Source organism: Halorubrum sp. CBA1125 (assembly GCF_009742825.1).
GTDB lineage: Archaea > Halobacteriota > Halobacteria > Halobacteriales > Haloferacaceae > Halorubrum.
Map to the genome: position 1 here is coordinate 1 of NZ_WPCE01000231.1, position 4,012 is coordinate 4,012.

A 4,012-nucleotide genomic window follows, 5' to 3' on the forward strand; every position below is an offset into this window, starting at 1 on the left:
CGACGCCCTCCGCGACGAGTCGCTCTTCGACCGCGGCGAGCGCGTCGTCGGGCGCGACCGTCGGGAGCGGGTCTCCCATCACCGAGCCCACCGTGCGGTCGTCGTCGACGCCGTCGTCGAGGAGCGCGTCGAGCGCGTCGCGACACCCCAGCTGCCCCACGGGTTCCCCGCCCCGGACGACGACGAGACAGTCGGTCTGCTCGTCCACCAGCAGACGGGCGGCGTCTGCCAGCGGATCCGCCTCGCTCACGCCGAGGAACTCGCGGTGCATCACGTCGCGAACCGTGGTGTCTGTTCGCATACGCCGTATTTCCGACCGGATCGGCTAAAAGGTGCCCCCGACACCGTTTTACCGATTCCGGTCGTAGCCCTCCGATCGGCGTGGAATTCGGCCCTCTGTCGCGCACGCGCTATCGGTCACTCGGCGGTACGGGACCGCGGCTGGAGCAGGGTGCCGGAACGAAGAGGAGGGTTCAAACCCGCGGCCGCCCGAACGCGGACGATGAGCATTCCCTCGTTCGTGATCGGGATCGCGGGCGGGACCGGCGCCGGGAAGACGACCGTCGCCCGGCTCGTCACCCGCGACCTCGGCGACAACGTCACCCGGATCCCGCTCGACAACTACTACGAGGACCTCTCGCACCTGGATTTCGAGGAACGACAGTCCGTCAACTACGACCACCCCTCGGCGTTCGAGTGGGAGCTCCTCCGCGAGCACCTCGAGGCGCTGTTGGAGGGGCAGTCCGTCGAGATGCCGCAGTACGACTTCGAGGTCCACAACCGCGAGGACGAGCGCGTCACGGTCGCGCCGTCGGACGTGATCGTGTTGGAGGGGATCCTCGCGCTGTACGACGAGGAGATAAACGACATGATGGACCTCCGGCTGTTCGTCGAGACCGACGCGGACGTCCGAATCCTGCGGCGGATCCGCCGAGATGTCCTCGAGCGCGGCCGCGACCTGGAGGGCGTCATCGACCAGTACCTCTCGACGGTGAAGCCGATGCACGAGCAGTTCATCGAGCCGTCGAAGAAACACGCCGACGTGATCATCCCCGAGGGGGCGAACAGCGTCGCGGTGAACCTCTTAGAGGAGAAGCTCCGCGCCGAGGTCGAAGGCGACGCCGTCCGGAGCTGGGAGCGCGGCACCCTCGAAGACGCGCTCGCGGAGCAGCGCTCGCTCGACCCCGACAGCGACGATTACATCGGGTGACCCGGTCGCGGTTCGGGAAACCGACAGCGGAGTGCTGCGGGATCCTTTTTAATTTTGAAGCCTGAGCCGTTCGTTTATAAATAATCGGCACGGGGTGGACGACAACCACCTCCAAAGCCCCAGTCGCGCTCGGCTCCCACAGCTCGCTGCGCTCCTCAGTCGTTCGCTCCGCTCACTCCTTGCGGTGCTTACGTCGCTGGGGTTCGCCGAGCGCGACTGCCCCTTTGCGTCCCGCCCCGCCCCGCCCCGTACCGCAACCGCACCTCACGCCTCCCCAGCCTCGTCAGTCGCCTCCGCTTCGCTCCGGTGACTGACTCCCTCGCGCGTGCTCCTCGCGGCCGCCTCCGGCGGCCACTCGGAGGCACGCGCCACCGCACCGCCCTTTATAAGCAATTGTCGCAGCCGCTCATAGATATTTAAATATCGTCTCTGGACAGTTCCGGCTTATCGTCGCCGGCTCGCCACCCGCTCCTCGGCGGTCTCCGCGCTGACGACCTCGTAGAGGGTCGCCCGGCCGCCGTCGTCTTTCGGTCGGAGGACGCGCCCGAGCCGCTGGGTGAACTCCCGCTCGCTGCCCGACCCGGAGAGCACGACCGCGACGTTGGCGTCGGGCACGTCGACGCCCTCGTCCAGCACGTTGGCGGCGACGACACGGCCGTAGGTGCCGTCCCGGAAGCGTTCTAAGATCTCGCGGCGCTCCTTCGCGCCCGTCTCGGCGGTGATCGCGGGCAGGAGAAACCGCTCGGAGAGCCGGTAGACGAGGTCCGTGTGGGCGGTGAACACGATCACCCGGTCCTCGCGGTGGCGGTCGAGGATCCCCTCGAGCCGGTCGACCTTCCGGCTCGCGTTCATCATGATCTCGCGGGCGTCCTGCTTCGCCAGCAGCGCCTCGCGGGCGGCCGGGTCGTTGCCCGACCGCTTGACGAGTTCCCGATAATCGCTCCCGCTCGTGAACGTGATCCCCGCGTCGCGGACGTACTCGACGAAGGTGCCCTGCTTCGCCTCGTATCGCTCGCGCTCGTCGGGGGTCAGCTCGACCTCGATCCGGCGGATGTCGTAGGGGGCGAGGTGGTCGCCCGCGAGGTCGTCGACGTCCAGCGCGTAGACGCGGTCGCCGACCAGCTCCGCGACCGTCTCGTGGGCACCGTCGGGGCGCTCGAACGTCGCGGTGAGCCCGAGACGCGCGGGCGCCGCGAGCAGCCGCGCGACGTCGCGGTACCCCTCGCCGCCGAGGTGGTGGACCTCGTCGAAGACGACGAACTCGAAGGCGTCGCCGACCCCGTCGGCCTTCAGGTACGCCGAGTCGTACGTCGACACCGTGATCGCCTCCCGGCGCTGCTCGCCGCCACCGAACCGCCCGATCGGGACGCCGAACTCCCGGTCCAGCTCCCGCTGCCACTGGTCGAGCAGGTCGACGGTGGGGACGACCACGAGCGTCGGGACGCCCAGTTCGACCATCGCGCGGATCGCGATCACCGTCTTGCCGGCGCCGGTCGGGAGTTCGAGCACGCCGCGGTCGTCGGCCTCGCGCCACGCCGCCAGCGCGTCGGCCTGGTACTCGCGGAGGTCGTAGTCGGTCGCGAGCCCGGCGGCGAGGTCGGCGTCGGCGGCCGCGCGGTCGCTGGCGTCGAGGACGTGGTCGTCGACGGACACGCCGGCGATCTCGAGCGCCCGGCGGATCGCGGCGTAGCGGTACGCCGGCGCCCGACCGGTTCCGGTCCGCGGATCGAACTCGACGCCGGGAAGGGGTGGGAGCCGGTCGTCGATGTCGTCCGTGCTGGTCGACCCCCCGGCGTCGGTGCCGTCCCCGGTCGCGTCTCCGTCGCCGACGCGTCCGCTCGCGTCGACGCGGATCGTCCCCTCCTCGTAGGTCAGCCGGACCGCCATCGACGGAGGTAGCCGACGGACCGACAAGTCAGTACCGGCTCCCGAACCACTATATTTTATATGGTGATTGACTCGTTAGCTGGTATGCGTTCGGCTATCTATCACGGACGAGAGGACATTCGCGTCGAAGAGTACCCCGAACCAGAAACCGGACCCAACGACGTCAAGATCGACGTTTCGGCGTGTGGCATCTGCGGGTCGGACCTCCACGAGTACGCGGCCGGACCGATCTCGATTCCCGACGACGAGCCCCACCCGGTCACCGGCGAGACGCTCCCGCTCCCGATGGGACACGAGTTCGCCGGTCGGGTGACCGAAGTCGGCAGTAACGTCTCGGAGATAGCCGTCGGAGACAAAGTCGCCGCCAATCCCGTCATCTGGTGCGGCGAGTGCCGATACTGTCTCGAGGGCGAGTACGGGCTCTGTGAATCGAACGGGTTCGTCGGGTTGTCCGGGTGGGGCGGCGGATTCTCCGAGTACACGACCGTCGACCGGAGACAAGCCGTCCCGATCCCGGAGAGCGTCCCGCTCGAATACGGGCCCCTCGTCGAGCCGTTCAGCGTCGGCCTCTACGCCATTCGGAACTCCGAATTTAGCCCGGGAGACAGCGTGGCCGTCTTCGGGACGGGCCCCATCGGTCTGACCGTCGTCCAACTCGCCAACGCGGCCGGCGCGGGGCCCATATACGCCGTCGAACCGCGCGACTTCCGTCGGGAAATCGCCGCCGAAAGCGGTGCGGACGTGACGCTCGATCCGACCGCTGAGAGCGCTCTCGACGTCATCAACGCCGACACCAACGGCGGCGTCGACGTCGCCTTCGAGGTCGCGGGCGCGAGCAGACTGTCGACGATTCGATCGCCGCAACGAGAAAGGGCGGCTCGGTGATCGTCGTCAGTATCTTCGAAGATTCTATCG

4 protein-coding genes are annotated in these 4,012 nt (G+C 68.3%); 2 read left to right on the forward strand and 2 right to left on the reverse strand.

Annotated elements, in window-relative coordinates; genetic code table 11:
- Positions 1–301: CBS domain-containing protein (locus tag GJ633_RS14715; protein ID WP_156589408.1), on the reverse strand; the 301-nt coding region annotated here is incomplete at its 3' end.
- Between the two features lie 201 nt (positions 302–502).
- Between GJ633_RS14715 and udk the strand changes: the two genes are divergently transcribed.
- Positions 503–1,210, forward strand: a complete 708-nt coding sequence (udk, locus tag GJ633_RS14720) for a uridine kinase (protein ID WP_156589409.1) — start codon at positions 503–505, stop codon at positions 1,208–1,210.
- Positions 1,211–1,654: 444 nt separating this feature from the next.
- Here the strand turns inward: udk and GJ633_RS14725 are convergent, their stop codons facing one another.
- Positions 1,655–3,097, reverse strand: a complete 1,443-nt coding sequence (locus tag GJ633_RS14725; protein ID WP_156589410.1) for a DEAD/DEAH box helicase family protein — start codon at positions 3,095–3,097, stop codon at positions 1,655–1,657.
- An 84-nt stretch (positions 3,098–3,181) separates the two neighbouring features.
- Between GJ633_RS14725 and GJ633_RS14730 the strand changes: the two genes are divergently transcribed.
- The gene (locus GJ633_RS14730; RefSeq protein ID WP_197431364.1) at positions 3,182–3,982 is read left to right on the forward strand and encodes an alcohol dehydrogenase catalytic domain-containing protein; all 801 of its coding nucleotides are present in this window, start codon (positions 3,182–3,184) and stop codon (positions 3,980–3,982) included.
- The last annotated feature ends 30 nt before the right edge of the window (positions 3,983–4,012 follow it).